This is a genomic window from Streptomyces thermoviolaceus (genome assembly GCF_045209695.1).
In the GTDB taxonomy this organism is placed as follows: domain Bacteria; phylum Actinomycetota; class Actinomycetes; order Streptomycetales; family Streptomycetaceae; genus Streptomyces; species Streptomyces thermoviolaceus.
Genome location: NZ_CP109280.1, coordinates 4,674,292 through 4,700,105, shown reverse-complemented (window position 1 = coordinate 4,700,105; position 25,814 = coordinate 4,674,292). Strand labels below are relative to the sequence as shown.

Annotated in this window: 20 protein-coding genes; 10 read left to right on the top strand and 10 right to left on the bottom strand. The window is 73.1% G+C overall.

The genetic code is table 11. The features are described from left to right. Window positions 1-81: 81 nt before the first annotated feature. The 3 genes from OG899_RS20455 to OG899_RS20445 all read right to left on the bottom strand — a co-directional run bounded on the left by OG899_RS20455 (window position 82) and on the right by OG899_RS20445 (window position 2,176). Complete coding sequence (locus OG899_RS20455; RefSeq protein ID WP_125499244.1) at window positions 82-930, bottom strand: SAM-dependent methyltransferase; 849 nt, start codon at window positions 928-930, stop codon at window positions 82-84. Window positions 931-1,033: 103 nt separating this feature from the next. Beyond that, window positions 1,034-1,315: a DUF397 domain-containing protein gene (locus OG899_RS20450; protein WP_125499245.1), complete on the bottom strand. Its 282-nt coding sequence runs from the start codon at window positions 1,313-1,315 to the stop codon at window positions 1,034-1,036. Then, window positions 1,316-2,176: a helix-turn-helix transcriptional regulator gene (locus tag OG899_RS20445; protein ID WP_125499246.1), complete on the bottom strand. Its 861-nt coding sequence runs from the start codon at window positions 2,174-2,176 to the stop codon at window positions 1,316-1,318. 267 nt (window positions 2,177-2,443) lie between these two features. Here OG899_RS20445 and OG899_RS20440 point away from each other — a divergent pair, with 267 nt between their 5' ends. Next, on the top strand, window positions 2,444-3,403 hold the full coding sequence (locus OG899_RS20440) for an ATP-binding protein (protein ID WP_373296013.1): 960 nt from the start codon (window positions 2,444-2,446) through the stop codon (window positions 3,401-3,403). After that, window positions 3,394-3,870 (top strand): hypothetical protein, encoded by a 477-nt coding sequence (locus tag OG899_RS20435; protein ID WP_185867911.1) that lies wholly within the window; start codon window positions 3,394-3,396, stop codon window positions 3,868-3,870. The genes OG899_RS20440 and OG899_RS20435 overlap by 10 nt, the downstream gene beginning before the upstream one ends. Before the next feature lie 192 nt (window positions 3,871-4,062). Here OG899_RS20435 and OG899_RS20430 read toward each other — a convergent pair whose 3' ends face one another. Further along, a complete protein-coding gene (locus OG899_RS20430) occupies window positions 4,063-4,785 on the bottom strand; it encodes a uracil-DNA glycosylase (protein WP_125499249.1) in 723 nt (240 codons plus the stop codon). Window positions 4,786-4,911: 126 nt separating this feature from the next. Here OG899_RS20430 and OG899_RS20425 point away from each other — a divergent pair, with 126 nt between their 5' ends. Beyond that, a complete protein-coding gene (locus OG899_RS20425; protein ID WP_125499250.1) occupies window positions 4,912-5,487 on the top strand; it encodes an RNA-binding S4 domain-containing protein in 576 nt (191 codons plus the stop codon). Window positions 5,488-5,561: 74 nt separating this feature from the next. Beyond that, window positions 5,562-5,828 (top strand): DUF6343 family protein, encoded by a 267-nt coding sequence (locus tag OG899_RS20420; protein WP_125499268.1) that lies wholly within the window; start codon window positions 5,562-5,564, stop codon window positions 5,826-5,828. Between the two features lie 82 nt (window positions 5,829-5,910). Here OG899_RS20420 and OG899_RS20415 read toward each other — a convergent pair whose 3' ends face one another. The 4 genes from OG899_RS20415 to rpsA form a co-directional block, all read right to left on the bottom strand. Then, complete coding sequence (locus OG899_RS20415) at window positions 5,911-6,291, bottom strand: tetratricopeptide repeat protein (RefSeq protein ID WP_168131343.1); 381 nt, start codon at window positions 6,289-6,291, stop codon at window positions 5,911-5,913. Window positions 6,292-6,341: 50 nt separating this feature from the next. Further along, window positions 6,342-7,010, bottom strand: a complete 669-nt coding sequence (gene coaE, locus OG899_RS20410) for a dephospho-CoA kinase (RefSeq protein ID WP_125499252.1) — start codon at window positions 7,008-7,010, stop codon at window positions 6,342-6,344. Between the two features lie 45 nt (window positions 7,011-7,055). Beyond that, window positions 7,056-7,997: a proteasome assembly chaperone family protein gene (locus tag OG899_RS20405; protein ID WP_125499253.1), complete on the bottom strand. Its 942-nt coding sequence runs from the start codon at window positions 7,995-7,997 to the stop codon at window positions 7,056-7,058. Window positions 7,998-8,188: 191 nt separating this feature from the next. Continuing rightward, a complete protein-coding gene (gene rpsA / locus OG899_RS20400) occupies window positions 8,189-9,676 on the bottom strand; it encodes a 30S ribosomal protein S1 (RefSeq protein WP_125499254.1) in 1,488 nt (495 codons plus the stop codon). A gap of 210 nt (window positions 9,677-9,886) precedes the next feature. On the opposite strand from rpsA, the gene OG899_RS20395 reads away from it, so the two are divergent. Together OG899_RS20395 and hrpB are read left to right on the top strand one after the other, a co-directional pair. Next, window positions 9,887-10,858 (top strand): class I SAM-dependent methyltransferase, encoded by a 972-nt coding sequence (locus OG899_RS20395; protein WP_229813673.1) that lies wholly within the window; start codon window positions 9,887-9,889, stop codon window positions 10,856-10,858. Window positions 10,859-10,931: 73 nt separating this feature from the next. Further along, complete coding sequence (hrpB, locus tag OG899_RS20390; protein ID WP_189427560.1) at window positions 10,932-13,538, top strand: ATP-dependent helicase HrpB; 2,607 nt, start codon at window positions 10,932-10,934, stop codon at window positions 13,536-13,538. A 75-nt stretch (window positions 13,539-13,613) separates the two neighbouring features. Here the strand turns inward: hrpB and OG899_RS20385 are convergent, their stop codons facing one another. Beyond that, window positions 13,614-15,533, bottom strand: coding sequence for a lytic transglycosylase domain-containing protein (locus OG899_RS20385; RefSeq protein WP_356847173.1), 1,920 nt, complete (start codon window positions 15,531-15,533; stop codon window positions 13,614-13,616). Between the two features lie 1,090 nt (window positions 15,534-16,623). After that, entirely contained in the window at window positions 16,624-19,350 is a 2,727-nt protein-coding gene (polA, locus tag OG899_RS20380; RefSeq protein WP_189427559.1) for a DNA polymerase I, read from the bottom strand. A gap of 179 nt (window positions 19,351-19,529) precedes the next feature. On the opposite strand from polA, the gene OG899_RS20375 reads away from it, so the two are divergent. From OG899_RS20375 to OG899_RS20360, 4 genes are all read left to right on the top strand, one after another. Next, on the top strand, window positions 19,530-21,809 hold the full coding sequence (locus tag OG899_RS20375) for an FdhF/YdeP family oxidoreductase (RefSeq protein WP_168131347.1): 2,280 nt from the start codon (window positions 19,530-19,532) through the stop codon (window positions 21,807-21,809). Window positions 21,810-21,891: 82 nt separating this feature from the next. Then, on the top strand, window positions 21,892-22,383 hold the full coding sequence (locus OG899_RS20370) for a PaaI family thioesterase (RefSeq protein ID WP_125499259.1): 492 nt from the start codon (window positions 21,892-21,894) through the stop codon (window positions 22,381-22,383). A gap of 1,151 nt (window positions 22,384-23,534) precedes the next feature. Then, entirely contained in the window at window positions 23,535-24,770 is a 1,236-nt protein-coding gene (locus OG899_RS20365) for a branched-chain amino acid ABC transporter substrate-binding protein (RefSeq protein WP_251505581.1), read from the top strand. A 107-nt stretch (window positions 24,771-24,877) separates the two neighbouring features. Then, entirely contained in the window at window positions 24,878-25,810 is a 933-nt protein-coding gene (locus tag OG899_RS20360; RefSeq protein WP_125499261.1) for a branched-chain amino acid ABC transporter permease, read from the top strand. The last annotated feature ends 4 nt before the right edge of the window (window positions 25,811-25,814 follow it).

Sequence of the window (25,814 nt, the reverse complement as noted above, 5' to 3'; positions counted from 1 at the left end):
CCGGGCCCCGGACCACGCACGGACGGTGCGCGGGCCGGGGCCCGGTGCGGCACGGCCGCGGACGGTCGGGGCCTCGCGGGATCAGGGCTTGCGGGCTACCGCACCGTAGCCCGGGATGACCCCGTCGTCCTGTCCCGGCACCGGCTCGCCCAGTTCCGGGTGCCAGCGATGCACCACCTCGACACCGGGCTCCACCAGCTCCAGACCGTCGAAGAAGCGGGCGAACTCCTCGCGGGAGCGCAGCGTCAGCGTGACGCCGCCCGCCTTGAGCTTCTCCGTGGCCACCGCCGACTCCTCGGGGGTGAAGTCGGCGGTGGCGTGGGTCATCACCAGGTAGCTGCCCGAGGGCAGGGCTGCGAGCAGCCGGCGCACCAGGTCGTGCGCACCGTCCTCGTCGGGGACGAAGTGGAGCAGCGCGATCAGGGACAGCGCGACGGGCCGGGTCAGGTCCAGCGTCCTGCGGGCACCCTCGAGGATGGTGTCCGGGTCGCGGACGTCGGCCTGCAGGTAGTCGGTGGCTCCCTGCGGAGTGCCGTGCAGCAGGGCCGCCGCGTGCGCCAGCACGATGGGGTCGTTGTCGCAGTAGACGACACGGGCGTCGGGGGCGACCTCCTGCGCGACCTGGTGCAGGTTCGGCTCCGTGGGGATGCCCGTGCCGATGTCGAGGAACTGCCGTATCCCCTGGCCGGCCAGCCAGCGGGTGGCGCGGTGCATGAACGCGCGGTTCACCCTGGCCATCACCGGCACGCGGGGGTCGAGGGCCAGCATCTGCCGGCCCAGCTCCTCGTCGACCGGGTAGTTGTCCTTGCCGCCCAGATACCAGTCGTACATCCGTGCGGGATGGGGCTTGCTGGTGTCGATGAGGACCGACGGGCCGGTGGGCCCGGCGACGTCCTGGCCGTGGTCGAGCGGTGTGTCCTGCCCGGTCATAGAACGCTCCGTAAGGAAGGGTCAGCGTGACAGCTTGCGTGACGATCCATCAGATTCCATGCAGAACTAGCCAAGGGAGCATAAAAAGAAACACAGAGAACAGTCAGGAGAGCAGGAAGTCGGCCACCCCCGCCTTGGCGCCCTCGATGAAGGCGGTCATCTCGTCGGTGGTGTAGATGAGCGCGGGGCTGTCCGGGTCGGTGGACTGGCGCACCGCGATCCGGCCGTCCGCCAGCTTCATCGCCTCCAGGCAGTTGCCTCCGTTGCCGCCGCTCCACGGCTTGTGCCAGCCCTCGTCGCCCAGGTCACGGGCGGGCATGCCGTTGTAGATCCGCACACCGCGGGTGTGCGGGCCGGGCGGCTGGGACGAGGTGGTGTGATCCATTCAGTACTCCTTGCGGAGATCCCGGAGGATCTCCTTGGTGCGTTGTGCCGTGGCGGCCAGCGCCGCCATGCGGTCCATGACCTCCAGGTGGGCGGCCACCTCGCTGCGCGCGTCCAGGTAGACGGCGCCGGTCAGGTACTCGCTGTAGACCATGTCCGGAAGTTCGGGCACGGCGAATCGGAACAGCACGAACGGCCCGTACGTACCGGGGTGGGGTCCCGAGGCGAACGGCGCGATCTGCAGCGTGACGTTGGGCAGCTCGGCGGCCTCCAGCAGCCTGTCGATCTGCGCACGCATCACCTCGGGGCCGCCGACGGGACGGCGCAGCACCGTCTCGTCGAGCACGGCCCAGAACCGGGGCGCGTCGGGGCGGGTGAGCAGTTCCTGCCGCCGCATGCGCAGCGCGACATGGCGCTCGATGTCCTCCGGACTGGTCTGACCGACGGCTCCGGACGTGAGCACCCCGCGCGCGTACTCCTCGGTCTGCAGCAGACCGGGCACGAAGTGGGGCTCGTACGACCGGATGAGCGAGGCGGCCCCCTCCAGGCTGACGTACATCGAGAACCAGCCGGGGAGGATGTCGTGGAACCGCTGCCACCAGCCGGGCCGGTTGGCCTCCTCCACCAGCTGCACGAAGTCCTCGACCTCGTCGTCGGGGACGCCGTAGGCCTTCAGCAGCAGCTGCACGTACGGGACCTTGAGGGCGACCTCGGCCGTCTCCATGCGCCGGACCGTGGCCGGAGCGACCCGCAGGACGCGGGCGGCGTCCTCCCGCTTGAGTCCGGCGCGTTCCCGCAGATCGAGCAGGCGCCGGCCGAGCACGACCTGTCCGACGGTCGGCGCGGACCGCGGTTCGCTCACACTCCACCTCCATCGCGTCGCCTGCGGACCCGGGAACGCGCCGGACCGCACCGCCCCTGGGGACCGGCCGGCCCGGAGGACCCACAACCCCGCGGCACCGGTGCGAAGGCCGGCTCGACGCCCCGTCGGATCCCCGGTGACCTCGGCCGGTGCCACGCACATGCTGTTGCGAGCAGTGTGCCACGCCCCTTCACTCCGCCGTAAAGCACTCTGCATTTTTCAGAGTGACCCTTGCCAAGTGTTCGTGACGGGGCGATAGTGGCAAGCGTGATTCCGTCCCCGCCCTTAGGAACAGCCGCCACCGCAGGTTCCCCCGCCTCCGGTGCCGCCACGGGAGCGGGCCCCGCGCGGGCCGTTGCCGAGCGCCGGTTCCGCTTCGAGCTGGCCGCCGATCCGGGTTCTCCCGCCCAGGCCCGGCGCCTCATCAGGTCCCGGCTCGCCATCTGGTCGGTCTGCGAGGAGACCCGCGACACCGCGGCGCTGGTCGTCTCCGAGCTGGTCACCAATGCCGTCGTGCACACCGCGAGTCGGCGCGTGGTGTGCGAACTGCACGACACCGACGACCGGGTGCGCATCGCGGTGCACGACGAAGGCCGCGCACCGGGAGATCCCCGCCCCTTCCCGCCGCGTCCGGAGGAGGAGCACGGCAGGGGTCTGCTCCTCGTCGACGCGGTCTGCCGCGCCTGGGGCGCGCAGCAGCACGGCTCCGGTCTCGTGGTGTGGGCCGAACTGCCGCGCGGCGGGGCGTGTGAGTCCCGCACGGAGTCCGCGGACGAGGCACGCGGGGACCTCGGCTGGGGCGCCCGCCCCAAGCCGGTGCCCGGCCCTCAGCCGGCCCGGGACGGCCAGGACGCCCCACGCCGGGACACGACGGCGCCCGAGGGATGCCGGCCGCGCCCCGACGACGCCCGGCCGCACACCGGAGCGCGCCGCACGACGCCTCCGCCCGGCGCACGGCAGGCGCAGCCGGGCGTGCCGCACATGCCCCAAGGAGCACAGGCACTCCAAGGAGCACAGGCACTCCAGGGAGCACCAGCGCTTCCAGGAGCACACACACCCCAAGGAGCACAGGCGGCACCGCACATGAGGCTCCGCCCGGCGCAGCTGACGCCGCGTCAGTCGCCCAAGGTCCTGCCGCAGCCGTCGGGTGCCGTGGCACGGCCGTCGCGCACCCCGCGGCCGGCGGCTCCGGGCCGCATACCGGGAGCGGGTGCCTCATGGCTGTGAGCGGCTCTTCCGGCTCCGGCCCGGTACACAGTCTCGACACCCTCGTCCGCCTGGGCCGCCGGACCCGCACGTCCGACGCGCCCGGAGGATCCGGCACGGCCGGCGTGTCGTGCCGGCTGTCCCTGCCCGAGGACATGACGCTCCCGCTGGGCTGCGACGCGGTGTCGGCCCCGGCCCGCCTCGGGCCACAGCTGCTGCCCCGGCTGCCCCGCGTGGGCTGTGTCTACGCCGACGCGACCACCTGGTGGTGGATCGTGCCGGCCGACTCCGACTACGCGCTCCCGTGGCCCGCCCCGGCGCTCTACGCGACCGGCGCGGTGCTCCCCGGTGTGGCTCCGGACCGGCCGCCGGCCCTCATCCACCGACCGGACGGCACCGTTCCGTACACCCCGCCGATTCCGCTCTACCTGGCGCTGTGCCGGGCGACGGGCACCACCCCGGCGTGGTCCCGCCCGGTCAACGTCTAGACCGTCCGCCCCGACTCGGGTCCGCATCGTCTGGGGTCCGCATCGTCTGGGGTCCGCATCGTCTGGGGTCCGCACGTCTCGGGTCCGCACCGTCCGGCAGGGCCCCTGCCGTCGGCCTCGCTCGTCGCAGGGCCGGGGCCGGGCGTCCCGCGCGTGCGCCACGGTCTCCCCTGCCTGGCTCACTGCCCCGGCTCACTCGCCCTGACCGCTCGGCAAGTCCGCCACGGGCAGCCCCGCCGTCCGCGCCGCCGTGCGCAGGACGTCCCGGAGCATCGCGGGAGTCAGGCGGCCGGTGAAGGTGTTGCGCTGGCTGACGTGGAAGCAGCCGAAGAGGTCGAGGCCGTCCAGCCGCACATGGGCGCCGTGCGCGAAGGCGGGGCGAGGCCGGGGCACCGTCCAGCCGGCCTCGGCGAGGGCGGGCAGCGCCGCCTGCCAGCCGAAGGCGCCGAGCACGACCACGGCCCGCAGACCCGGCCGCAGCAGCCGCAGCTCCTGCACCAGCCAGGGCCGGCAGGTGTCGCGCTCGCCGGGCGTCGGCTTGTTGGCGGGCGGTGCGCAGTGCACCGGTGCGGTGACCCGCACGCCGTACAGGCGCAGGCCGTCGTCCCGGTGCACGGAGTGTGGCTGCGAGGCCAGTCCGAGGTCGTACAGCGCCCGGTACAGCACGTCGCCGGAGCGGTCCCCGGTGAACATGCGGCCGGTGCGGTTGCCGCCGTGCGCGGCCGGGGCGAGCCCCACGATCAGCAGGCGGGCGTCCGGCGGCCCGAACCCCGGCACCGGCCGTCCCCAGTACGGCTGGTCGGCGAAGGCCGCACGTCTGGTCCTGGCCACCTCCTCGCGCCAGGCCACGAGCCGCGGGCAGGCCCGGCACCGCGTGATCCGCCGGTCGAGGGCCGCCAGGCCGCTGGAGTCCATGGCTCCACCGTACGGTCCCGCGGTGCGTCAGGGCGGCGGTGTCCTCGCCCGCGACCTCGCGGGCCTCGCACGGCCGTGCGGGCGGCCGTCCGGGGGTGGGGCCGCGGAGAGATTAAGGTCATAGCCATGGCTGTGGAGGACGACGAGCGCGACATGGACCGCGACCGGGACCGGGACGCCGGCAAGGCCGGGGCCGAGCCGCCCGCCGCCGTGGATCCCAAGATCGCCGCGGCCGTCGCCGCCGCGGAGGCGGCTGCCCCGGCGAACGGCGAGACGGTGCGCATCGACAGCTGGATCTGGGCGGTCCGGCTGGTCAAGACCCGTTCCATCGGTGCCGCCGCCTGCCGCGGCGGACACGTCCGGGTGAACGGCGAGCGGGTCAAGCCCGCCCACGCGGTGCGTGTCGGGGACGAGGTGCGGCTGCGGCACGAGGGCCGGGAGCGGATCGTCGTCGTCACCCGGCTGATCCGCAAGCGGGTGGGCGCCCCGGTGGCCGCCCAGTGCTACATCGACAACTCCCCGCCGCCCCCGCCCCGCGAGGCCGTCGCCCCCATCGGAGTGCGCGACCGCGGCGCCGGCCGCCCCACCAAGCGCGACCGCCGCGAACTGGAGCGCCTGCGCGGTCTGACCGGCCTGCCCGGCCCGGGCACCGGAGGCCGGGAGGGATCCGGCCGGTCGAAGGGCCGCACGCGCGGCCGGTGAACCCGGCCGACCGTCGCCCCTTTTGCCCGTTTCCTCGCGAGGCGAGTACGGTGCGATAAGGAGCGGTGATGGCCATGCGGACAGGCAGCGAACCGAGAACCGCGCGCAGTGCCCTGCGGGCCCGGCTGTGGCTGAGCGTGTGGGGGATGGCGTGGGTGATCGCCGCCATGGTGGTGTTCGTGCTGCTCGGCCACCCGGGCTGGGCGGCGGCCTGCGGGGTGCTGTTGGTGCTGATGGCCGTGGACTTCGGCGTCATCGTGCGCCACATCCGGCAGGGCCCGCACTTCCAGCCGGGCCGGGACGTCCCCCCGTACGAGCCGCCGGAGAACCGGGACCGGTGACGGCGGGCACGCGGGCGGGGCGGACGGCACGCCCGCGTGGAGGGCGGGCGACCGTCGTAGGCAGAGGCCTTGCCTCGGCGTCCTACGTGTCGAACTTGGCCCGTTGCAGATACTCGGGGTTGGGATCCAGTGCCGCGGCGAGCCGGAAGTGGCGCCGTGCCTGCTCGGGGCGGCCCTGGCGCTCGTAGGTCCGGCCGAGCGCGAAGTGCGCGTAGGCGTTGTCCGGCTCCCGTTCCAGCACGATGCTGAACTCGAGTTCCGCCGGTCTGAGCTGTGCCGCGGCGAAGAAGGCGCGCGCCCGCAGCAGGCGGGCGGCGGTGTTCTCGGGGTGCGCGGCGATGACCGAGTCGAGCAGCTTCACCGCGCCCTGCGGGTCCCGCGCGGCCAGCAGACGCTCGGCGGCGCGGAAATCTATGACATGCGTCTCCGGAGTGCCTCCGGTGGAACCGCTGGAGTCGGGCACGACACAGTCCTTCCCTCACTGAGGCGCTTCAACGCCTGTGCAGGGCAGAGCTATTCCTGGGGCGTCTGCTCCGACGCGCCCCCGGTGGCCTCCGGCTCGGCGGACCGCGCGGCCGGGGCGGCGGCGTGCGCCCGGCGCACGAGCTCCTCCCACACCTCGCGCACCCGCCGGCGCAGCTGCTCCAGCGGGACGTCGTTGTCGATGACGATGTCCGCGATCTTCCGGCGTTCCTCCCGGGTGGCCTGGGCGGCCATCCGGGCGCGCGCGTCCTCCTCGGTCATGCCCCGCAGCCGCACCAGACGGTCGAGCTGCGTCTCGGGCGCCACGTCCACCACGACGACGACGTCGTACAGCGGGGCCAGGCCGTTCTCCGTCAGCAGGGGGACGTCGTGGACCACGACGGCGTCCTCGGCGGCGGCCTGTTCCAGCGCGCGGGAGCGGGCGCCGACCAGCGGGTGGACGATCGAGTTCAGCAGGGCGAGCTTGTCCGGGTCGTTGAAGACGAGCGCGCCGAGCCGGGGCCGGTCCAGGGAACCGTCGGGGGCGAGAATCTCGGGGCCGAACGCCTCGACGACCGCCGCCAGGCCGGGCGTGCCCGGGGCGACGACCTCGCGTGCGACGCGGTCGGCGTCGATCAGGACCGCCCCGTACTCCACGAGCAGCCGGGACACTTCGCTCTTGCCGGCTCCGATCCCGCCGGTCAGGCCTACCTTCAGCATGAGCGGCAGCTTAGATCCCGAGGATGCGACGGCGCCCGGCGGGCGTCAGTTCTCGCCGCCCTCCCGCTCCGCCAGGAACCGCTCGAACTCGCGACCGAGCTCCTCGGCCGAGGGGATCTCCAGAGGCTCGGCGAGCATGTTCCCGCGGGTCTGCGCCCCGGCCGCGGCGTCGTACTGGTGCTCGAGGCCCTGGACGAGGGCGGTGAGTTCCTCGTCGCCCTCGCGGATCTGCCGGTCGATCTCCGTCTGCGTGCGGTGGGCGTCGCTGCGCAGCGCATGGGCGACGGTCGGCAGGACCAGGCCGGTGGCGGCGGTGATCGCCTCCAGGGCGGTCAGGGCGGCGTCCGGGTAGGGCGAGCGGGCGATGTAGTGCGGCACGTGCGCGGCCACGCCCAGCACGTCGTGTCCGGCCTCCATGAGGCGGTACTCCAGCAGGCCCTCGGCGCTGCCGGGCACCTGGGCCTCCTCGAAGGGGCTGCGGTGACCGGGGACGAGGTCGCTCCGGTTGCCGTGCGGGGTGAGACCGACCGGGCGGGTGTGCGGGACGCCCATGGGGATGCCGTGCACGTTCACCGACAGGCGCACCCCGAGCCGTTCCACGATCTGCAGCACGCCCGCGACGAAGCGCTCCCACTCGACATCGGGCTCCGGGCCGGACAGCAGCAGGAACGGGGCTCCGGTGGTGTCCTGCAGCAGGCGCACCTCGATGGCGGGCACCTCGTAGCCGGTCCAGCGGTCGCGCCGGAAGGTCAGCAGGGGGCGCCGGGCGCGGTAGTCCACGAGCCGGTCGTGGTCGAAGCGGGCCACGAGCTGGTGGGGCAGCGAACCGAGGAGCCGCTCGACGATCTGACCCCCGGTCTCGCCGGCGTCGATGTAGCCGTCGAAGTGGTACAGCATGACTAGGCCGGCCGATTCCTGGGCGAGCGCCATGTCGACGACCGACAGGCCCTTCGGCTCCCATGCGTACAAACCCTGCGGATCAAGCACTGTGAACGCCCCTCCTTGTGTTCGCATGAGTACAACGAGGCGCGGCCAACGGGCATTCCCGCGCGCGTCCGGGACGCCGGCGACCTCGTGAGGTGTCCGGGTGCTGTGTACCGGAACGGCCGTGGCCCGCACCGTTCGGGGTGCGGGCCACGGCCGTCAGCCTCGGGCCGGGAAGGGCCCTGCGGCGAGCGTCAGCTCTGTCCGCCGGCCAGCTTCTCGCGCAGGGCGGCCAGGGCCTCGTCGGAGGCCAGGGCGCCGGAGTTGTCGCCACCCTCGGAGGAGTACGAACCACCGGACGCCTGGGCGCCGGCGTCGCCACCCTCGGCGGCGGCAGCGGCGTCCGCCTCGCGGGACTTGATGACCTGGGCCTGGTGCGCCTCGAACCGGGCCTGGGCCTCGGCGTACTGGCGCTCCCACTCCTCGCGCTGCTTCTCGTAGCCCGGCAGCCAGTCGTTGGTCTCCGGGTCGAAGCCCTCGGGGTAGATGTAGTTGCCCTGGTCGTCGTAGGACGCGGCCATGCCGTACAGGGTCGGGTCGAACTCGACCGCCAGCGGGTCGGCACCGAAGGCCTCGTTGGCCTGCTTCAGCGAGAGGCTGATGCGACGGCGCTCGAGGTCGATGTCGATGACCTTGACGAAGATCTCGTCGTTGACCTGGACGACCTGCTCGGGGATCTCCACGTGGCGCTCGGCCAGCTCGGAGATGTGGACCAGACCCTCGATGCCCTCGTCCACACGGACGAACGCACCGAACGGAACCAGCTTCGTGACCTTGCCGGGCACGACCTGGCCGATCTGGTGGGTACGGGCGAACTGCTGCCACGGGTCTTCCTGGGTCGCCTTCAGCGACAGGGAGACACGCTCGCGGTCCATGTCGACGTCGAGGACCTCGACGGTGACCTCCTGGCCCACCTCGACGACCTCGGACGGGTGGTCGATGTGCTTCCAGGACAGCTCCGAGACGTGGACCAGACCGTCGACGCCGCCGAGGTCCACGAAGGCACCGAAGTTGACGATCGAGGAGACCACGCCGGAGCGCACCTGACCCTTCTGCAGGGTCGTGAGGAACGTCTGGCGGACCTCGGACTGGGTCTGCTCCAGCCAGGCACGGCGGGAGAGGACCACGTTGTTGCGGTTCTTGTCCAGCTCGATGATCTTCGCCTCGAGCTCCTTGCCGACGTACGGCTGGAGATCGCGGACACGGCGCATCTCGACCAGGGAGGCCGGGAGGAAGCCGCGGAGGCCGATGTCGAGGATGAGACCACCCTTGACGACCTCGATGACGGTACCGGTGACGATGCCGTCCTCTTCCTTGATCTTCTCGATGGTGCCCCAGGCACGCTCGTACTGGGCGCGCTTCTTCGAGAGGATCAGGCGGCCTTCCTTGTCCTCCTTCTGGAGAACCAGGGCCTCGATCTCGTCACCGACGGCGACGACCTCGTTCGGGTCGACGTCGTGCTTGATCGAGAGCTCGCGGCTCGGGATGACACCTTCGGTCTTGTACCCGATGTCGAGCAGGACCTCGTCCCGGTCGACCTTCACGATGACGCCGTCGACGATGTCGCCGTCGTTGAAGTACTTGATCGTCTCGTCGATCGCTGCGAGGAAGGCTTCCTCGTTACCGATGTCGTTGACCGCTACCTGAGGGGTGGTCGCGGTGGTCTCGGTGCTGCTCGTCATGTGGGAAAGGGCTCCGGTACGGACATTGAAGTCGTAGGTACTGCTTACGCCGGAGCCCGTTTCGCTCTGTAGAAGCCGGACAGCCAAGGAAGCGCCACCTAGGGCGGCGCCTCGACAACCGAGGGGACAACAACAGATGCGAGCGCAGCCTGCTCCGTCCGAGGCGCGCAGGCCCGCAGCGCAACTTGTAGCATACGGGGGCAGGCGGGCATGGTCAATGCGCGAAGCCGCACACCCAGGGCAGACCACCGCATAAGCGGCACACACCCTGTCTCCGCCCGGCGTCCGGCACGGGCGCCGGCACCCGCCGCGGCGCTCCGCCCGGCGGGCTGCAGGAAGAGTACGACGAGGGAGCGGATCATCCAAGAGCGGGAGACGGGCGCCCCGGCGCCCGAGCCGGAGGCCACGCGGCGCGCGGCCGGTGTCACGGAGAGCGTCCGGGCGAACCGGGGCTGGTGGGACCGCAACGCCGACGAGTACCAGACCGAGCACGGCACGTTCCTCGGCGACGACCGGTTCGTGTGGTGCCCCGAGGGCCTGGACGAGGTGGAGGCCGAGCTGCTCGGCCCGGTGGAGGAGCTGAAGGGCAAGGACGTCCTGGAGGTCGGCGCCGGTGCCGCCCAGTGTTCGCGCTGGCTGGCCGCGCAGGGCGCCCGCCCGGTGGCCCTGGACCTGTCGCACCGCCAGCTGCAGCACGCGCTGCGCATCGGCGGCTCCTTCCCTCTGGTGTGCGCCGACGCGGGTGCGCTGCCCTTCGCGGACGGCTCCTTCGACCTGGCCTGCTCCGCGTACGGGGCGCTGCCCTTCGTCGCGGACCCGCGGCTGGTGCTGCGGGAGGTGCACCGGGTGCTGCGGCCGGGCGGGCGGTTCGTGTTCTCGGTGACGCACCCGATCCGCTGGGCCTTCCCCGACGAGCCCGGCCCCGAGGGCCTGAGCGTGTCCGCCTCCTACTTCGACCGCACGCCCTACGTGGAGCAGGACGAGGAGGGCAACGCCGTCTACGTGGAACACCACCGCACCCTCGGCGACCGGGTCCGGGACGTGGTGACCTCGGGCTTCCGCCTGGTGGACCTGGTGGAGCCGGAGTGGCCGGACTGGAACACCTCCGAGTGGGGCGGCTGGTCCCCGCTGCGCGGGCATCTGATCCCGGGCACGGCGATCTTCGTCTGCGCCCGGGACTGAGGGTCCCGCCGGGCGGGGGCGCCCGCGCGGGGTGCCGTCCGCCCCGGCCGGCGGGGTGGGGACACTGGAGGGCGTGATCCGTGACGACGCCCTGGACGCGCTGCCGGTGCGCGACGCCCTGCCCGCTCTGCACGACGCCCTCGACGGCCACGGGACCGCGGTCCTGGTGGCGCCGCCCGGCACCGGCAAGACGACCCTGGTGCCGCTCGCCCTGGCCGGGCTGCTCGACGAGGGCGGAACGGCCCGGCGGGTGGTGGTGGCCGAGCCGCGGCGGATCGCGGCGCGGGCTGCGGCGCGCCGGATGGCCTGGCTGCTGGGCGAGGAGACCGGCGCGAACGTCGGCTACACCGTCCGCGGGGAGCGGGTGGCCGGGCCGCGCACCCGTGTGGAGGTCGTGACCACCGGTGTCCTGGTGCAGCGCCTGCAGCGCGATCCGGAGCTGGCGGGCGTGGACGTGGTGCTGCTGGACGAGTGCCACGAGCGGCATCTGGACGCGGACACCGCGGCGGCCTTTCTGTGGGACGTACGCCGAACGCTGCGGCCCGAACTGCGTCTGGTGGCCGCGTCGGCGACCACGGACGCGGAGGGCTGGGCGCGGCTGCTCGGCGGTGCTCCGGTGGTCGAGGCGCACGGGGCGTCGCATCCGGTGGACGTCGTGTGGGCTCCGCCGCCGCGCCCGGTGCGGCCGCCGCACGGCCTGCGGGTCGACCCGGCGCTGCTGGCGCACGTGGCGTCGGTGGTGCGGCGCGCGCTCGCCGAGCGGACCGGGGACGTGCTGTGCTTCCTGCCCGGCGTGGGCGAGATCGAGCGGGTCGCGGGGCAGCTGGGGGACCTCGGCGAGGTGGAGGTGCTCCGGGTGCACGGGCGGGCTCCGGCGGCCGTGCAGGACGCGGTGCTGACGCCGGGGCGGCGCCGCCGGGTGGTGCTCGCCACCTCCGTGGCGGAGTCGTCGCTGACGGTGCCCGGGGTGCGGGTGGTCGTCGACTCGGGACTGGCCAGGGAGCCGCGGGTGGACCATGCGCGCGGACTGAGCGCGCTGACCACCGTCCGGGCCTCGCAGGCGTCGGCGCGGCAGCGGGCCGGACGGGCCGGCCGCGAGGCGCCGGGCGTGGTGTACCGGTGCTGGGACCAGGCCGAGGACGGGCGGCTGCCCCGCTTCCCCTCTCCCGAGATCAAGGTGGCCGACCTGACCGCGTTCGCCCTGCAGGCGGCCTGCTGGGGCGACCCCGACGCCTCCGGGCTCGCGCTGCTGGACGCCCCGCCGGGCGGCGCGATGGCGGCGGCACGGACGGTGCTGGCCGCGGTGGGCGCGGTGGACGCCTCCGGGCGGGCCAGCGAGCGGGGTGTGCGGCTGGCCCGCCTGGGCGTGCACCCGCGGCTGGGCCGGGCCCTGCTGGACGCCTCCGCCCGGCCGGCCGACGCCGGGGCGGTCGCCGAGGTCGTCGCCCTGCTCGGCGAGGAGGTGCCGCGCGAGTACGGCGACGATCTCGCGGCGGCGCTGCGGGCCGTCCGCCGGGCCGGCCGGGCGGAGAACGAGAACGCCGGGTCGGGCCGGCGCGGCGGGCGCGACGGCTACCCCGCGCGGTGGCGATCCGAGGTGCGGCGGCTGCGCGCCGCCGCGACCGCCGGTGCCGGGACACCGGCCGGCGGGACGCGGACCGGGGACGGCCCCGGTCGCGGGCAGGACGCCGGCGCACCGCTGTCCGGCGACCGTCTCGTCGGACTGGTCACCGCGCTGGCCTTCCCGGAGCGGGTGGCCCGGCTCGACGGCGGCTCGTATCTGATGGTGTCGGGGACGCGCGCCGAGCTGCCCGAGGACTCCGCGCTGCGCGGTTCCCCCTGGATCGCGGTCGCGGTGGCCGACCGGCCGGCCGGTTTCCGGCACGCCCGGGTGCGGCTGGCCGCGGCCGTCGACGAGGACGTCGCCCGGCTCGCGGCGCAGGCCCTGCACGAGGAGCGGGACGAGGTGCGCTGGGCCGACGGCGACGTCGTCGCCCGGCGGGTCGAGCGGCTGGGGGCGGTGGAGCTGGCGGTGCGCCCGGCAGCCGGGGCCGATGCCGGCCGGATCCGCGAGGCGCTGCTGGACGGGCTGCGGCAGGAGGGGCTCGGGCTGTTGCGGTGGACGGCGGACGCCGAGACGCTGCGCCGGCGGCTGGCCTTCCTGCACCACCGGCTCGGCGAGCCCTGGCCCGCCGTGGACGACGGCACGCTGCTGGCGCGTGCGGAGGAGTGGCTGGAGCCGGAGCTGAGCCGGGCCCGGCGCCGCGCGGACCTGGCCCGGATCGACGCCGGGCAGGCGCTGGCGCGGCTGCTGCCGTGGGCGTCGGGCGAGGCGGCACGGCTGGACGAGCTGGCCCCGGAGCGGATCACCGTGCCCAGCGGGTCCCGGATCCGTCTCGACTACACCGATCCCGCGCAGCCGGTGCTCGCGGTCAAGCTCCAGGAGATGTTCGGCCTGCGGGAGACGCCGGCCGTGGCCGGGGTGCCGGTGCTGGTGCATCTGCTCTCCCCCGCCGGGCGGCCCGCCGCGGTCACCGCCGACCTGGCCTCCTTCTGGCAGGACGGCTACCGGGCGGTGCGGGCCGAGCTGCGGGGGCGGTATCCCCGGCATCCCTGGCCCGAGGACCCGGCGACCGCGGAGCCGACCCGGCACACGAACGCCCGGCTGCGGCGCTCCTGACGGCCGCCGGGGACGTCCCGCCGTCGCGGGACGCCTCCGGCGGCGGGAGTCCTGCGCGGGCCGGGCGCGGACGCCTCAGGCGGACGGTGACCGGGAGGCGGCGGGCGACGCCCCGGCGGAGGTGCCCGGCGTGGGCTCGGTGGAGGTGCCGCGGCCGGGTTCGGTGGAGGTGCCCGGCGAGGGGTCGGCGGGGTCGTCGCCGGTGACCTCCAGTTCCACGGTGAGCGTCGCGCCGCCGGCGGTGGTGAGGCGCAGCAGGAAGGTGCCGGTGGTGTCGTCCGCGTACAGCTTCGGCAGCTTCAGCCGGCCCTGGTCGTCGGTGCGCAGGTCCGTCAGGGTGCGCACGGGCGTGCCGTCGGCGTCCTCGAAGTAGGGGCCCTTGTCGTTCTCGGCCGGGTCGTCGGCGGACTTCACGAGCGTGGCGGTGACCGCGACCCGGTCCGCGGGTGCACCGTGGTAGGTCGCCCTCACCTCGATCTGCTCGGCGAACGCGCCGCCGGGCGTGCAGACCGGTGTCGCCTCGTCGGTGCGGACCAGGGTGTCGGCGGCGCGCTCGGTGACGGTGGCCTGGTACTCCGGGCCGGGGACGGTGCGGCCGACGAGGACGGTGCGCACGGTGATCTCACCGATCTGCTCGCCCGCCCGCAGCGCCGGGGCCTCGGCGACTCCGGAGTCGTCGGTGAGGACGGTGGCGACCTTCTCGCCGTCCGCGAAGGTGGTGTCGGTGTCGCCGGTGATCACGAAGCGGACCCGGACCTCGGCGACGCCTTCGCCGTCCTCGGTCTCGGCCCGGGCGCGGATCCGCTGCTCGAAGGTGTCGCCGGCCATGGCGGTGAGTTCGCCGGTGTCCGCGTCGGCGAGGTGGTGCACGCGGTCGGTGGGCGTGGCCGGCGGGGTCGTGGAGTCCGGCGGCGTCCGGCCCGTACCGTCGCTGCCGTTGCCGGTGCCGTTCCCGCTGCCACTGCCGTTTCCGGTGCCGGTGCCGGGCGCCGTGCCCGAGTCGCCCGGTGCGGTGCCGTCCTGGCCTTCCTTGCCGTCCTGACCCTGCTGGCTGCCCTTGCCGTCCTGGTCGTCCTCGCCCTTGTCGCCGCCGTCGGCGTCGTGGCCCGGCCGGGGGCTCGCCGGCGGTGCGGAGGGCGTGGGGGACGACGGTCCACGGTGGGTTCCGGTGCTGTCGCTGCGCCCGGAGGGCAGCGGGCCGGTGCCGTCCGGGATGGTGTGGGTGCCCTTGCGGTAGTACTCCAGCCAGGACAGGACGGTGTGCAGGTAGTCCTGGGAGTTGTTGTAGCTGAGGATCGCCCGGTCGAGGTCGTCCGGGTCGGACAGGTCCCAGCCGTTGCGGCACAGGTAGTGGCCCGCGGCGAGCGCGGCGTCGTAGATGTTGTTGGGGTCCTTCACGCCGTCGCCGTTGCCGTCGCGCCCCGCCCAGGCCCAGGTGGAGGGGATGAACTGCATGGGGCCGACCGCGCGGTCGTAGGTGGTGTCGCCGTCCCAGACGCCGTGGTCGGTGTCGGGGATGCGGGCGAAGCCGTTGCCGTCGAGGACCGGTCCGAGGATCTTGGAGGTCGTGGTGCCCTCGGCGTCGACGCGACCGCCGCGGGCCTGACCGGACTCCACCTTGCCGATGGCGGCGAGGAGTTCCCAGGGCAGATTGCATCCGGGCTTGGCGGCGCGCAGTTCGGCCGCGGCCTTCTTGTAGGCGTCGAGCACGGTCGCGGGTATGCCCGCCTCGGACGGGGGGTGCGGGGTCGTCGCCTCGGTGTCCGGCGCGGGGTCGGCGGTGCTCAGCGGCGGAAGGTCCGTGTAGTACGGCGAGTTGCCGGTGGCGGCGCCGTCGCCGTCGGAGGCCGGGCCGGTGTCGGTGGCGGTGGGTCTGTCCTGGCCGTCGACCGCGTCGACGGGAGCCTGGGAGGCGGTGAGCGCCGCGACCGCCGCTGCGGCCACGGCCGTGGTGGCCGCTCCCCTGTACAGCCTCCTGCGGAAGTACGCCGCCATGAACTGAACCCCTCCCGTGGACGTCCGAGCGTCCTGCTGTGCTGTCTGTTCGCCCTGTTGTGACGATCGACCCGCGGTACCGGTTGCCCTGGTGAGGACATGCAGGTGTACGACGCACGTGACCCTACGACAGCTTCCTTTGTGCCGGGAGTCGTCGGTGCCCGGATTTCACCGGTCCGTCGTGTCCTGTTGGGCGGGCGGTGTCGAGTGCGACACGTGGGAGGGGTGGGCGACGCAGCCGTGGGAGGGCCGATGTGACGGCTGGTCAGCACAGCGGCGTGGCAGGCCGGGGGCCTGCTGCCGGGCGGTCGGGGGCTTCTTCCGGCGTCCGCGCGGAGGGCGGAAACGCCCGGCACGACGGCCGGTGCAGGGGCGGTTGCGGGAGTGCCGTGCCGGGCGGCAGCCGGGCCCTCGGCCGCCCGGCACCGCCCGGCTCACCGGTTGCCGACCGGTCCCTGGAAGCCCGGCGGGTTCCGGTCGTCCGGGCGTCGGTCGGGGCGAGTGCCCTGCTCCTGGGGGCGGGGACGATCGTCGTGGGGCCGGTGGTCGTCACGGCCCGGCCCGCCCGCGGGAGCGGGCCGGCCCTGTCGGTGCGGGCCCGGGTCGCGGCCGGATGGGCCGCGCGGGCTCTCGGCAGGCGGGGGAACGGGCGCGACGAAGACGGTGAAGGTGCGGGCGGGGGCCGGCCGCGGCAGCCCCTCAAGGGCGAGTGCGACATAACCGCGGGCCAGGTCGGCCCACACGCGCCAGGGGCACGGCTCACCGGGTGCGAGACGGCGGCTCAGGCCGGTCGTCGCACGGCGTACGGCGGTGGCGGGACCGACGGGGATACGGGCGGTGCTTGCGCCGGCGGCGAAGGCCGGGACCGGCGAGGGCGGTGCGGCGGGGGCCGCTGCGGCGGCCGCCCGGGACACCGCCGGCCGGTGGTGGAGCATGCGTATACCCATGCCCGCATCCTGGCGGGCGCCGAGGGCGCGTGCGCCCGGGCAGGGGCCGCCGGAGTGACGTCCCGGCGCGGTGCACGGGCCGGACGGGGGAACGGCGCCGGAGCCCGTGGGCCCGCCCCGCTCCCCCGTCCCGCCGGGGCTGCTCAGTGCGCGGCCGACTCCCAGTCCGGGCCGACGCCGACCGACACGTCCAGCGGTGCCCGCAGCTGCACGGCGCCGGTCATCTCGCGGCGGACGATCTCCTCGACCGCGGCCCGCTCGCCGGGGGCGATCTCCAGGACGATCTCGTCGTGGACCTGGAGCAGCATGCGGGAGCGCAGGCCGGCTTCGCGCAGCGCCCCGTCCACCTTCAGCATGGCGATCTTGACGATGTCCGCGGCCGTGCCCTGGATGGGCGCGTTCAGGGCCATGCGTTCGGCCGCCTCGCGGCGCTGGCGGTTGTCGCTGTTGAGGTCGGGCAGGTAGCGGCGGCGGCCGAAGAGCGTCGCCGTGTAGCCGGTCGCCCGGGCCTCGTCGACGACCCGGCGCAGGTAGTCCCGGACGCCGCCGAACCGCTCGAAGTACGCCTCCATCAGGGCGCGGGCCTCGGCGGCGTCGATGTTCAGCTGCTGGGACAGGCCGAAGGCGGACAGCCCGTAGGCCAGGCCGTACGACATCGCCTTGATCTTGCGGCGCATCTCGGCGTCCACCGCGGAACGGGCCACGCCGAAGACCTGGGAGGCGGCCGTGGTGTGCAGATCCTCGCCGGAGGTGAACGCCTGGATCAGGCCCTCGTCCTCGGACAGGTGCGCCATCACGCGCAGCTCGATCTGGCTGTAGTCGGCGGTCATCAGGGACTCGTAGCCCTCGCCGACCACGAACCCGCGGCGGATGGCCCGGCCCTCGTCGGTGCGCACCGGGATGTTCTGCAGGTTGGGGTCGGTGGAGGACAGGCGTCCGGTCGCCGCGACGGTCTGGTTGAAGGTGGTGTGGATCCGGCCGTCGGCGGCGATGGTCTTGATCAGGCCCTCGACCGTGACGCGGAGCTTGGCCTGCTCACGGTGGCGCAGCATGATCACCGGCAGTTCGTTGTCGGTCTGCGTGGCGAGCCAGGCCAGGGCGTCGGCGTCGGTGGTGTAGCCGGTCTTGGTCTTCTTGGTCTTCGGCAGGTTCAGCTCGCCGAAGAGGACCTCCTGCAGCTGCTTGGGCGAGCCGAGGTTGAACTCGTGCCCGGCGGCCGCGTGGGCCTCCTTGACGGCCTGCTGCACCGCGCCCGCGAACGTCTGCTCCATCGCCTCCAGGTGGGCGCGGTCCGCGGCGATGCCGTGCCGCTCCATGCGGGCCAGCAGCGCGGAGGTGGGCAGCTCCATGTCGCGCAGCAGCTCGGCGGCGCCGACCTCCTCCAGCCGGGTCTCGAAGGCCGTCCCGAGGTCGACGATCGCGCGGGCCTGGAGCATCAGCGCGTCCGCCTGGGCGGCCTCGTCCGCGCCGAAGGCGAGCTGGCCGTCGGCCTGGGCGGCGGGCGTCAGCTCGCGGTGCAGGTACTCCAGGGACAGCGCATCCAGGTCGAAGGAGCGCCGACCGGGCTTGACCAGGTAGGCGGCCAGCGCGGTGTCCATGGTGACGCCCTCGATGGTCCAGCCGTGCTCGGCGAAGACCCGCATCGCGCTCTTGGCGTCGTGGAAGGTCTTGGGCCGGTCGGGGTCAGCCAGCCAGGCGGCCAGCGCCCGCTCGTCGGCCTCGTCCAGCTCGGCGGGGTCGAACCAGGCGGCCGGTCCCTGTGCGGTGGCGAGCGCGATCTCGGCGACCGAACCGGTGCCCAGGGCCCAGGTGGCGACCGTGGCCACCCCCAGCGGCTCGCTCCCGTGCTCGGCGAGCCACCCGGCCAGCTCGCCGGTGCCCAGCACGGTGCCGTCCACCTCGACGCCGTCCGCGGCGACCGGGGTGCTCTCGGCCTCCTCCGCTCCGGGGTCGACGGCGAAGAGCCGCTCGCGCAGCGACGGGTTGCGGATCTCCAGGCCGTCCAGGAAGACGGCGACGGCCTTGCGGTCGTAGGGGGCGCGGGCGAGGTCGGCGACCGTCTTCGGCAGCGGGACGTTCCGCTCCAGTTCGGTCAGGCGACGGTTGAGCTTGACGGCCTCCAGGTGGTCGCGGAGGTTCTGCCCGGCCTTGCCCTTGACCTCGTCGACCCGCTCGACCAGCTCGGCGAAGGAGCCGAACTGTTTGATCCACTTCGCGGCCGTCTTCTCGCCGACGCCCGGGATGCCCGGCAGGTTGTCCGAGGGGTCGCCGCGCAGCGCGGCGAAGTCCGGGTACTGGGCGGGGGTCAGCCCGTACTTCTCGACGACCTTCTCCGGGGTGAACCGGGTCAGCTCGGACACGCCCCGGGTCGGGTAGAGCACCGTGGTGTGCTCGGAGACCAGCTGGAAGGAGTCGCGGTCGCCGGTGACGATGAGCACCTCGAAGCCCTCGGCCTCGGCCTGGGTGGCGAGGGTGGCGATGATGTCGTCCGCCTCGTACCCCTCGACGGCGAAGCGCGGGGCGTGCATCGCGTCGAGCAGCTCGCCGATCAGCTCCACCTGCCCCTTGAACTCGTCCGGGGTCTTGGAGCGGTTCGCCTTGTACTCGGTGAACTCCTGCGAACGCCAGGTCTTGCGGGAGACGTCGAAGGCCACCGCGAAGTGCGTGGGCGCCTCGTCGCGCAGCGTGTTGGCCAGCATCGAGGCGAAGCCGTAGATCGCGTTCGTCGGCTGGCCCGTCGCGGTGGTGAAGTTCTCCGCGGGCAGCGCGAAGAACGCCCGGTAGGCGAGCGAGTGCCCGTCCATGAGCATCAGCCGGGGACGGGTGCCGCCCTGGGTCGTGTCGGTCTTCTTCGATGCTGTTTCTGCCACGTCCCCGATCCTGCCACGCCCCACCGACAGCGCGGACCGCGCGCCCCCGCGGGGCGCCGGCGCGTGCCGCCTCGAGGGGGGCGGCGCGTGCGGCCTCGAGGGGGCGGGTCCCGCCACCGCTGCCGCGTGGCAGGATCGGCATCGTAGGACGGGACGACGCTGTCGAAGGGGAGGGCGCGATGGCCAGGAAGCCGCCCACGGGCGATCCGGTGCAGGACGCGCCGCGGGTCACCGAGCCGAAGCACGCGGCCGCCGGGCTGCCGGCGATCAAGCACAGTCTGCGGATGGCCCAGGAGCAGATGGGTGTGAGGCGCACCGCGCTGACCCTGCTGCGGGTCAACCAGAAGGACGGGTTCGACTGCCCGGGTTGTGCCTGGCCGGAGCCGGACCGCCGGCACACCGCGGAATTCTGCGAGAACGGCGCCAAGGCGGTCGCCGAGGAGGCCACGCTGCGCCGGGTGACCCCGGAGTTCTTCGCCGCGCACTCCGTGACCGAGCTGGCCGGCCGCAGCGGGTACTGGCTGGGGCAGCAGGGCCGCCTCACCCATCCGATGTATCTGCCGGAGGGCGCCGACCACTACGAGCCGGTCACCTGGGAGCGCGCCTTCGACATCGTCGCCGAGGAGATCGCCGCGCTCGGCTCCCCCGACGAGGCCGTCTTCTACACCTCGGGCCGCACCAGCAACGAGGCGGCGTTCCTCTACCAGCTCTTCGCCCGCGAGCTGGGCACGAACAACCTGCCGGACTGCTCCAACATGTGCCACGAGTCCTCCGGCTCGGCGCTGTCGGAGACCATCGGCGTCGGCAAGGGCAGCGTCCTGCTGGAGGACCTGTACCGGGCCGATCTGATCATCGTGGCGGGGCAGAACCCGGGCACGAACCACCCGCGCATGCTCTCCGCCCTGGAGAAGGCCAAGGCGAACGGCGCGAAGATCATCAGCATCAACCCGCTGCCCGAGGCGGGCCTGGAACGCTTCCGCAACCCCCAGACGCCCAAGGGCCTGACCACCGGCACCGCGCTGACCGATCTGTTTCTGCAGATCCGCATCGGCGGCGACCAGGCGCTCTTCCGGCTGCTGAACAAGCTGATCATCGAGACCGAGGGTGCGGTGGACGAGGAGTTCGTCCGCGAGCACACCCACGGCTACGAGGAGTTCGCGGCCGCCGCCCGGGCCGCCGACTGGGACGAGACGCTGGCCGCGACCGGTCTGACCCGTGACCGGATCGAGGAGGCGCTGCGGATGGTGCTGGCCTCGAAGCGCACCATCGTGTGCTGGGCGATGGGCCTGACCCAGCACAAGCACGCGGTGCCGACCATCCGCGAGGTGGTCAACTTCCTGCTGCTGCGCGGCAACATCGGCCGGCCGGGCGCGGGTGTGTGCCCGGTGCGCGGTCACTCCAATGTGCAGGGCGACCGCACCATGGGCATCATCGAACGGCCCGACGAGGCGTTCCTGGACGCGCTGGAGAAGGAGTTCGGCTTCGCCCCGCCGCGCAAGCACGGCTACGACGTGGTCCGCGCCATCCGCGCCCTCAGGGACGGCGAGGCGAAGGTGTTCTTCGCCATGGGCGGCAACTTCGTCGCCGCCACCCCCGACACCGAGGTCACCGAGGCGGCCATGCGCCGGGCCCGGCTGACGGTGCACGTGTCGACCAAGCTCAACCGGTCCCATGTGGTCACCGGAGCACGGGCGCTGATCCTGCCCACGCTGGGCCGCACCGAGCGGGACGTGCAGGCGAGCGGGGAGCAGTTCGTCACGGTCGAGGACTCCATGGGCATGGTGCACGCCTCCCGCGGCCGGCTTCAGCCGGCGAGCCCTCACCTGCGCTCGGAGCCGGCCATCGTGTGCGGGCTGGCCCGGCGGGTCCTGGGCGACAGGAGCGTGGTGCCGTGGGAGGAGCTGCAGCAGGACTACGCGAGGATCCGCGACCGGATCGCGCGGGTGGTGCCCGGGTTCGAGGACTTCAACGCGCGCGTGGCCCGGCCCGGCGGGTTCGCCCTGCCGCACGCCCCGCGCGACGAGCGCCGCTTCCCCACGGCCACCGGCAAGGCCAACTTCACCGCCGCACCGGTGGAGTACCCGCAGCTGCCCGAGGGCCGGCTGCTGCTGCAGACGCTGCGCTCGCACGACCAGTACAACACCACGATCTACGGCCTGGACGACCGCTACCGCGGCATCGCGGACGGCCGCCGGGTGGTGCTGGTCAACCCCGAGGACGCGCGGAGCCTCGGCGTCGCCGACGGGTCGTACGTCGACCTGGTCGGCGAGTGGAAGGACGGCGTGGAGCGGCGGGCGCCGGGCTTCCGGGTGGTGTACTACCCGACCGCCCGCGGCTGTGCGGCCTCCTACTACCCGGAGACCAACGTCCTGGTGCCGCTGGACGCCACGGCCGACGTGAGCAACACCCCGGCCAGCAAGTCCGTCGTGGTGCGTCTGGAACAATCGGCGACCGACTGAGCGTCCGCTCAGCCGAGACGGCCGGTTCCCGCCGGGTGCGGGGGCCGGCCGCGAGCGACCAACGACGAACGGAGCCGGTTCCATGGGCGAGCAGCACCACGTGAAGTTCCCGCAGGAGGTCGTCGACGAGTACGCGGCGCTCGGCGTCGACCTGCCCGCGCTGTTCTCCGCCGGACACCTCGGCACGCGGATGGGTGTGCAGATCGTCGAGGCGTCCGCCGAGCGGGTCGTGGGCACCATGCCGGTGGAGGGCAACACCCAGCCGTACGGGCTGCTGCACGGCGGGGCCTCGGCGGTGCTGGCCGAGACGCTCGGCTCCGTGGGGTCCATGCTGCACGGTGGCCCGTCGAAGATCGCCGTCGGTGTGGACCTGAACTGCACCCACCATCGCGGGGTGCGCTCCGGCCTGGTCACCGGCGTGGCCACGCCCCTGCACCGGGGGCGGTCCACGGCCACCTACGAGATCGCCATCAGCGACGAGGAGGGCCGCCGGGTGTGCAGCGCCCGCCTGACCTGCATGCTGCGCGACGTCCGCCCGGACGACGGCGCCCAGCAGCCGCCGGCGGCCGGCTGAGTCCTGAGCGTTCCGCGCCCCGGGCCCGGCCGTGCCCGCGCCTCCCAGCCCGCCGGCCGTGTGCCGGCCGTGTCCTTGCCCCGCGGTGCACCGCGTCCTGGCGTCGTGCCGTGCGTCCTGTGGGGGGGGGAGAGCACAGGGGCCTTCCGCCCGGGGCACGGACGCCGGGCCCATCCCGTGACACGTCATCGGCGCACGGGCCGCGGCCGTGAGCGGCATCGGCCCCGTGGAGCCGGGTGAGGGCACGCGCGCCCAGGACGTGCCCGGTCCGCCCGTGCCGCACGGCCCCCGCCTTCGCCTCCGGCGCCCGCTCCGGCCCGCCGTGCGCCGGCCCGCCGTGCGCCGGCGCGCCGTACCGTCGCCGCGGCCGCGGTCCTGGCCGCCCTGCTCGCGGCCGGCGGCCGGCTGCACACCACCCGTGCGCACCGTCCCCCGCCCGTCGAGCACCGGCCGCCGCAGCCCGCACCGCCGTTCCCCGCGCAGGTCGTCGACGTCACCTGTCCGGATCCGGTGTCCGCCCCGGACCGCACATCGCCTCCGGGTGTCGCCCTCGCGGTGCCGATCAGCGTGGAATCCGGTCCTCCGGTTTCCGTGATCCGGATGATCCGGCCCTCTCCGCAGCTTTCCGTGACCACGCGGCCCGCCACGCCCTTCGTCGTCCGGGCGGGCCTCGCCCGCACGGTCACCGTCATCCCGCATGTCACACAATGCGAGACAGTGCCGCGGAATGCCGGACCGCCTTTCCTGGATGTAACACTGCGTAATACGCAGGCAATACAACAGCAGAGTTTCATCCTCGGCCCGCGCTATGCGCGGGACCTCGACGCGGCCATTGAGGACGTCCGCGACCGGCATTCCCGGTCATCACCAAAACCGCCGAGACACCTGAACGAGGACCCCCGCGTCCTGCGGCTCCGGTAATCGAGACCGAGCGAATCCGCCCGGAATCCCCCGCTCCAGCGACCCGTCGCCGTTCGGCATTACGTCGTGTCATAACAAGAACGTCACAGCATCCGTCAGACTCTCCTCGATGTTCCGTACCCGCGCTTAGAGTCACCGCCAGTCACCACGCGGTCGGAATATCCCTCCGGGCCGGCGTGCGACTCGGCCCCTTCCAGGCGGGAGGGCCGTGCCTTGGGAAAGGACTGACCGTGCGTCAACGTTCGCTCTTCGCCATCACCGCCGCACTGGCGGCGGGCGCACTCACCCTGACCGCCTGCGGCTCCCGGGGCGGCGGCGACACCGGCTCCTCCGGCTCCGACAGCGGTGGCACCACCGTGATCATCGGCGTCGACGCCCCGCTGACCGGCGACTTGTCCGCCATGGGCCTCGGCATCAGGAACTCGGCCGATCTCGCCGCCAGGAACGCCAACAAGAAGAACTACGTCAAGGGCGTCACTTTCAAGATCGAAGCTCTCGACGACCAGGCGCAGCCGTCCGCCGGACAGCAGAACGCCTCGAAGTTCGTCGCCGACAAGAACGTCCTCGGCGTGGTCGGGCCGCTCAACTCCTCCGTCGCCGAATCCATGCAGAAGGTCTTCGACGACGCGAAACTCGTCCAGGTCTCCCCCGCCAACACCGGCCCCTCTCTCACCCAGGGGCCCGACTGGCAGACGAAGAAGGTCCGCTCCTACAAGTCCTACTTCCGCACGGCCACCACCGACGCCATCCAGGGCCCGTTCGCCGCCCAGTACGTCTACAACGACGCGAAAAAGCGGAAGGTCTTCGTCATCGACGACAAGAAGACCTACGGCGCCGGCCTCGCCAGCACCTTCAGCGCCGAGTTCACAAAACTCGGCGGGCAGATCGTCGGCACCGAGCACATCAACCCCGACACCAAGGACTTCTCCGCCGTCGCCACCAAGGTCAAGAAATCCGGTGCCGACGTCGTCTACTACGGCGGCGAATACCCGCAGGCCGGACCGCTGAGCAAGCAGATCAAGGCGGCCGGTGCGAAAATCCCGCTGGTCGGCGGCGACGGCATCAACGACGTCACCTACGCCAAGCTGGCCGGCCCGGAGGCGGAGGGCGACCTGGCGACCTCCGTGGGCGCCCCGGTGGAGACCCTTCCCTCCGCCAAGCAGTTCGTCGCCGACTACCAGGCGGCCGGCTACAAGGACGGCTACTCCGCCTACGGCGGCTACTCCTACGACTCGGCCTGGGCCATCATCGAGGCCGTCAAGAAGGTCGTCGACGACAACGGCGGCACGCTGCCCTCCGATGCCCGCGCCAAGGTCACCGAGGCCATGCAGCACGTGTCCTTCGACGGTGTGACCGGCAAGGTCTCCTTCGACGAATACGGTGACGCCACCAACAAGCAGCTCACCGTCTACGCCGTCAAGAACGGTGTCTTCGAGCCGGTGAAGTCCGGCACCTTCACCGGCTGACCAGGCCCGCACACCCACCAGCCGCGCGGGGCGCTGTTCCACTGGCGCCCCGCGCACTCGCATCCGGTCACATCCGTCGCACATCCGAACGTCTCGGAGGACATGCGGTGAACGAACTGCCGCAGCAGCTGGTCAACGGCCTGCTCCTGGGAGCCATGTACGGGCTGGTCGCCATCGGCTACACGATGGTCTACGGCATCGTCCAGCTCATCAACTTCGCCCACGGCGAGATCTTCATGACCGGCGCCTTCGGCGCCCTGACCGTCTACGCGTACATCCTGCCCGACGGCACGTCGATGTGGATCGCCCTGCCCCTGATGCTGATCGGCGCCATCGTCGTCGCCGTGCTGGTCGCCATGGGAGCGGAACGATTCGCCTACCGCCCGCTGCGCACGGCTCCCCGGCTGGCCCCGCTGATCACCGCCATCGGCCTGTCCCTCGCCCTGCAGCAGGCCGTCTGGGCCTGGTACCCCGACGCCAAGTCCGCCCGCACCTTCCCGCAGATCCCCGGCGGCCCCTTCCATCTGGGCAACGTCACCATCCAGACCGGCGACATCTTCCTGATCTGCGCCGCCCCCGTCAGCATGGCCGTCCTCGCCTATTTCGTCCTGCGCACCCGCACCGGGCGCGGCATGCAGGCCACCGCGCAGGACCCGGACACCGCCAAGCTCATGGGCATCAACACCGACCGCATCATCGTGGTCGCCTTCGCCCTCGGCGCCGCCTTCGCCGCGGTCGGCGGCGTGGCCTACGGCCTGAAGTACGGTCAGATCGAGTTCCGCATGGGCTTCATCCTCGGTCTGAAGGCGTTCACCGCGGCCGTTCTCGGCGGTATCGGCAACATCTACGGCGCCATGATCGGCGGCGTCGTCCTCGGCATCGCCGAGACCCTCGCCACCGCCTACATCGCCGACATCCCCGGCATGGACAAGTTCGGCAGCCAGTCCTGGGCAGACGTCTGGGCCTTCGTACTCCTCATCCTCGTGCTCCTGTTCAGGCCGCAGGGTCTGCTCGGCGAGCGCGTCGCGGACAGGGCGTGACACC

Excerpts from the sequence above, each read along its gene's own strand:
- OG899_RS20455 (WP_125499244.1), bottom strand. The coding sequence starts at position 930 with ATGACCGGGCAGGACACACCGCTCGACCACGGCCAGGACGTCGCCGGG.
- OG899_RS20450 (WP_125499245.1), bottom strand. The coding sequence starts at position 1,315 with ATGGATCACACCACCTCGTCCCAGCCGCCCGGCCCGCACACCCGCGGT.
- OG899_RS20435 (WP_185867911.1), top strand. The coding sequence starts at position 3,394 with ATGGCTGTGAGCGGCTCTTCCGGCTCCGGCCCGGTACACAGTCTCGAC.
- OG899_RS20430 (WP_125499249.1), bottom strand. The coding sequence starts at position 4,785 with ATGGACTCCAGCGGCCTGGCGGCCCTCGACCGGCGGATCACGCGGTGC.
- OG899_RS20425 (WP_125499250.1), top strand. The coding sequence starts at position 4,912 with ATGGCTGTGGAGGACGACGAGCGCGACATGGACCGCGACCGGGACCGG.
- OG899_RS20420 (WP_125499268.1), top strand. The coding sequence starts at position 5,562 with ATGCGGACAGGCAGCGAACCGAGAACCGCGCGCAGTGCCCTGCGGGCC.
- coaE (WP_125499252.1), bottom strand. The coding sequence starts at position 7,010 with ATGCTGAAGGTAGGCCTGACCGGCGGGATCGGAGCCGGCAAGAGCGAA.
- rpsA (WP_125499254.1), bottom strand. The coding sequence starts at position 9,676 with ATGACGAGCAGCACCGAGACCACCGCGACCACCCCTCAGGTAGCGGTC.
- OG899_RS20395 (WP_229813673.1), top strand. The coding sequence starts at position 9,887 with ATGGTCAATGCGCGAAGCCGCACACCCAGGGCAGACCACCGCATAAGC.
- OG899_RS20385 (WP_356847173.1), bottom strand. The coding sequence starts at position 15,533 with ATGGCGGCGTACTTCCGCAGGAGGCTGTACAGGGGAGCGGCCACCACG.
- OG899_RS20375 (WP_168131347.1), top strand. The coding sequence starts at position 19,530 with ATGGCCAGGAAGCCGCCCACGGGCGATCCGGTGCAGGACGCGCCGCGG.
- OG899_RS20370 (WP_125499259.1), top strand. The coding sequence starts at position 21,892 with ATGGGCGAGCAGCACCACGTGAAGTTCCCGCAGGAGGTCGTCGACGAG.